This window comes from Plectonema radiosum NIES-515 (assembly GCF_025753815.1).
GTDB lineage: Bacteria > Cyanobacteriota > Cyanobacteriia > Cyanobacteriales > Nostocaceae > Hassallia > Hassallia radiosum_A.
This window is the reverse complement of sequence record NZ_JAOWRF010000345.1, coordinates 1-4,382: the sequence shown is the minus strand read 5'-3', so window position 1 is coordinate 4,382 and position 4,382 is coordinate 1. Positions and strand designations below refer to the sequence as shown.

At 39.8% G+C, this 4,382-nt stretch carries 5 protein-coding genes; all 5 read right to left on the bottom strand.

Going from position 1 to position 4,382, the window contains the following annotated elements:
* Positions 1 to 198: 198 nt before the first annotated feature.
* Positions 199 to 450: a type II toxin-antitoxin system HicA family toxin gene (locus tag OGM63_RS24435; RefSeq protein ID WP_263748270.1), complete on the bottom strand. Its 252-nt coding sequence runs from the start codon at positions 448 to 450 to the stop codon at positions 199 to 201.
* Positions 443 to 682 (bottom strand): type II toxin-antitoxin system HicB family antitoxin, encoded by a 240-nt coding sequence (locus OGM63_RS24430; protein WP_038296575.1) that lies wholly within the window; start codon positions 680 to 682, stop codon positions 443 to 445. The genes OGM63_RS24435 and OGM63_RS24430 overlap by 8 nt, the downstream gene beginning before the upstream one ends.
* A gap of 36 nt (positions 683 to 718) precedes the next feature.
* Positions 719 to 2,257, bottom strand: a complete 1,539-nt coding sequence (dnaB, locus tag OGM63_RS24425; RefSeq protein WP_263748269.1) for a replicative DNA helicase — start codon at positions 2,255 to 2,257, stop codon at positions 719 to 721.
* 11 nt (positions 2,258 to 2,268) lie between these two features.
* Positions 2,269 to 2,745: a hypothetical protein gene (locus OGM63_RS24420; protein WP_263748268.1), complete on the bottom strand. Its 477-nt coding sequence runs from the start codon at positions 2,743 to 2,745 to the stop codon at positions 2,269 to 2,271.
* 246 nt (positions 2,746 to 2,991) lie between these two features.
* On the bottom strand, positions 2,992 to 4,200 hold the full coding sequence (locus OGM63_RS24415; RefSeq protein WP_263748267.1) for a 4-hydroxy-3-methylbut-2-enyl diphosphate reductase: 1,209 nt from the start codon (positions 4,198 to 4,200) through the stop codon (positions 2,992 to 2,994).
* Positions 4,201 to 4,382: the final 182 nt, after the last annotated feature.

The following is a 4,382-nucleotide window of genomic DNA, read 5'->3' as shown; positions in this document are numbered from 1 at the left end:
CTCAAAGACTCGTTCATCTACCTCAAAGACTTATTATTCTAGGACTTACGCATTTTGACGAAGAACTGTCATTCTGAACGGAGCGCAAGCGTAGTGTTCGCAGAGGGAGCGTCTTGAAGAGAAGAATCTCTGAGATACTTGGCTACACTTTGTTTCGCTCAGTATGACAAAAACATTTTGCGTAAGTCCTGTATTCAACTAGAGATTTTCAATAAACTGCTCAACTGAAACTCCAGCTTGATTTAGAATACTCTTAAGCGTCCCAACAGCTAGAGTCTTGCGATGGAGTGGCACAACACAACCGATTTCAATCACTTTCTGTTCTTCTCCTTCGTCTACCAGTTGCTTCTTTAAAATCACATGACTGCCACGTTGTCTTACCTGAACAAAGCCTAAATGTTCCAGAACACGAATGACTTCAGAGGCTTTAATTCTGGGTAGCTTAGGCACTCGTAACCTCAAATGTAGTCAACAACCGACGAGGTGCGGTTTCCGAAAGCGGGAACTCATCTAAATATAGTTCAGTTGCTTCCCGCAAATTGGCGATCGCTTCTTCTATCGTCTCTCCCTGACTAGCAGTTCCCACCTCTGGACATTCAGCTACGTAAACATCTTCTTCCCAGTGGAGAATTGCTGTAAAGGTTTGAGTTTTTTTGTCTTGAGCCTGTTTTAATGAACTCATGTGCGTATTGAAAGTAACTTTGGGTTAATTATTTGGTCAATTTGGTCGGGCAAGGTTCTTGAACGTAGCAAATTGCGGGTCAAACAAAAGCTTAATTGTTCCTGTGGGTCCATTACGGTGTTTAGCTAGAATCACTTCTGCGATACCTCGCTCAGGAGTATCTTGCGTATAATATTCATCTCGATAAAGCATAATCACTAAATCAGCATCTTCCTCAATAGAACCCGACTCCTTCAAGTCTGACATCATTGGTCGTTTATTAGTTCGAGATTCAACACTTCGATTAAGTTGTGATAAGACAATTACAGGAACATTAAGTTCTTTCGCTAGTCCCTTTAGGGAACGTGTAATTTTCGCTAACTCTCGCGCCCGATTTTCATCATTGTCACCTGCTAATAACTGTAAGTAGTCAATCACAATTAATCCCAGTATACCTTGGTGTTCGAGCATTACTTGGCGAGCTTTAGAGCGGATTTCACTAACATTAAGATTTGGGCGATCGTCAATATAAATTGGAACATCGGAAAGCTTTCCTATGGCAGATGATAAGGGTTCCCATTGACTCGGACTAATTCGACCTGAGCGCAAGTATCGACTTTGTATTCCTGCTTCTGCTGACAATAAACGTTCAACAACTTGCTCTTTCGACATTTCTAAACTAAAGAAGCAAACTGGTAGTTTGTAAATATTAGCGATATTGTAAGCAATACCCAAGCAGAGAGAGGATTTACCCATTGACGGGCGTCCAGCCACAATAATTAAATCAGAGCGTTGAAATCCGATAGTCATTGCATCCAAGTCATAAAATCCACAAGGAATTCCAGGTAAAGTTATTCCTTGATATCTTTCTTCTATGTTTTGAAAAGTTTGGCTCAAAATATCTGCTATATGAACAAGTTGAGTTGTATTACTTTTATTAGCGATTATCTGAACCACTGCCTGTATAACATCTATTAATTCAATAACAGAGCGTTGGTTATCTCGATTAAGTCGTGTAATTACAGCAGGTAGTTGCTGAATCTGCCGGCGAAGATATAAATCATGTAGTACTTGTGCATAAGCTTCTGAGTTTTCTGGATTAGAACAACAACTTACCCAATTATTTAGCAACCTTTCGGCTTCTTCTGCCTCCAAAAGCTTACGATTAGCTAAATAGCTAGCTACGATTGTTGAATCAATAGCTTTTTCTTCAGCAGACCTAGAACATAAATAATTAAAAACTTCTTTTCTCAAACTAGATGTAAAAATATCGGCAGGTAAATTAGATAGACCTCTAACCAAAGCAGGTGTTTGCTGAAGTAAACCGCCAAGTAGCCTTTCTTCTAATCTTTGGTCTGCAAGCCTTTCAACTTCGGCTAATGCATCATGATAAAGTTGATGATGCTCGGAACAAAGCACTACTAAATCTTCTAAATTTTCCCGCTCATTGCCAAGATTATCATAAGAATTATGATGTACGTCTAAAGAATTTTTTGAGCCACAAATCTGACATTTATCCCCAGAACGTTGCAACGCGAGTTTCCTAACTTCCTGCCACTCCTGAGAATTTATATATTCATGGTATTTTAATGACATAAAATTATTTCTCAACTAGTTGCGTATTTAAGTACTCGTTCCCATCCCCAACGCCATGCAGTCTCTACTAGCATTTCTTTGCTGTTGGTAAATACAATATAATCTTTTCCTTTTTCGCAAACAATATTTACAACAATCTGATTGCGTTGGTCATAACCCCAAACTTTAGCAGCACCCTCATACCACCTTTGCCCTTGAGATTGCAGCTGCGGTAAATTGAGCCATTCATCAGACCAGCTTCTTGGCTTCCACTGTTCGTCAAGCGCACGAATTAAAACAGCGCTGGGGTATTCCATTAGTCTTTCTTGCTGCTGCAACCACACCCAATAGGCAATGACAGATTTTAAGGCATCTTCCAACCCAAAACTACACGCTTCGAGGACATCCTGTACATCTTCTCTCTCAAAATCTACACCAATTCTAGATAATGCATACTCGTACTGCTTAAATACTTCGTACTCGATTGAATCTTTTTCCCAAAACCACACACTTACGCAACCTCCTAACATCAACCTAAAAGTTTTTTTAGTTATAATTATTTCTATTTTGTACCTATTTACTCTGATAATCCCCAGTTTCTTAAACCAAGTACAAAACCCTTGAATTTTTTAGTCCGCGCAGGCGGACTTTGTTTGTTTAGCCGCGACTTCCAGTCGTTGGGCGATTCGCCAAAATTCGGATGCACCGAAAATTCTGTCCCTCTCCACGAGTGAAGAGGGAATAAGAGAATGCAGTTAAACCAGCGCTGCTGTAGCTTTCAATTCAAAAATCTTTTCAATCACATCTTCAACTACCTTATCGGGTGTAGAAGCACCAGAGGTAACTCCCACAACAATTTCATTATCTGGCAACCAGTTTTCTGTTATCTTCAACTCACCATTTAATAGTCGATGCTCAATGGCATTTACTGATTTAATTCGTTCTACACAATCGATATGATAAGAAGGAATTTTTTGCTCTACGGCAATTTGTTGCAATTGGGTAGTATTCGATGAATTAAAACCACCAATTACTACCATTAAATCTAGCTTGTGTTCAACTAAACCCAACATCGCGTCTTGCCGTTCTTGGGTAGCATCGCAGATAGTATTAAAGCTTTGAAAATGCTGATTTAAATCGACGGGACCATACTTTTTCAACATGGTATGTTCAAACAGTTTACCAAGTTGCTCAGTTTCGCCTTTGAGCATGGTTGTTTGGTTAGCGATACCAACTCTTTCTAAATCTTGGTCGGGGTCAAATCCGGCGCTGACTGCTTTGCTAAATTTGGCGAGAAATTCTTCACGGTTTCCACCATTCAGAATGTAGTCAGCAACGTATTCAGCTTCCTGCATATTCAACACAATTAGATATTTACCAGCAAAAGAGCTAGTAGCAATCGTTTCTTCGTGCTTATATTTACCGTGAATAATTGAAGTAAAATCGCCTTTTTTATGCTTTTCTACAGTATTCCAAACTTTCGATACCCAAGGACAAGTAGTATCAACAATTTTGCAGCCTTTCTCGTTCAGAATCTGCATTTCTTGAACGCTTGCGCCAAAAGCTGGTAATATAACTACATCACCTGTTTCCACCACAGAAAAGTCTTTATTACCAGCTTCAAAGGGGATAAATGCTACTTCCATTTCCAGCATTCGCTGATTTACAGAAGGATTATGAATAATTTCATTAGTAATCCAAATTCTTTCTGTGGGAAAATGCTTGCGGGTTTCATATGCCATTGCCACAGCACGTTCCACACCCCAACAAAAGCCAAAAGCTTGGGCGAGTTGAATGGTTGTATTACCGCGTTTTATGGTGTAATTATTATCACGAATTTGCTGAATTAAATTGCTTTGATATTCGGATTGCAGCTGGGTAGCGATTTCGGCTTGATGACCAAACCCTCTGCGATGATAGTTTTCTGAATGTTGGAGCGATCGCTTAAAAGCTTTTGTATCCATTGTTTTTTCTTTAGAGACTCCTCTGTCTTATTGTAGGAGCGCAAAGACACCATTTAAGCAGGGGAGTTAGGAGTTAGGAGTTAGGAGTTAGGAGTTAGGAGTTAGGAGTTAGGAGTTAGGAGTTAGGAGTTAGGAGTTAGGAGTTATTAATTGCTTTGTCACCTTGCCCCCCCTGCCCCCTG

What these genes read in the sequence shown, in the direction of transcription:
- OGM63_RS24415 (WP_263748267.1), bottom strand. Translation starts at nt 4,200, where the DNA reads ATGGATACAAAAGCTTTTAAGCGATCGCTCCAACATTCAGAAAACTAT.
- dnaB (WP_263748269.1), bottom strand. Translation starts at nt 2,257, where the DNA reads ATGTCATTAAAATACCATGAATATATAAATTCTCAGGAGTGGCAGGAA.
- OGM63_RS24430 (WP_038296575.1), bottom strand. Translation starts at nt 682, where the DNA reads ATGAGTTCATTAAAACAGGCTCAAGACAAAAAAACTCAAACCTTTACA.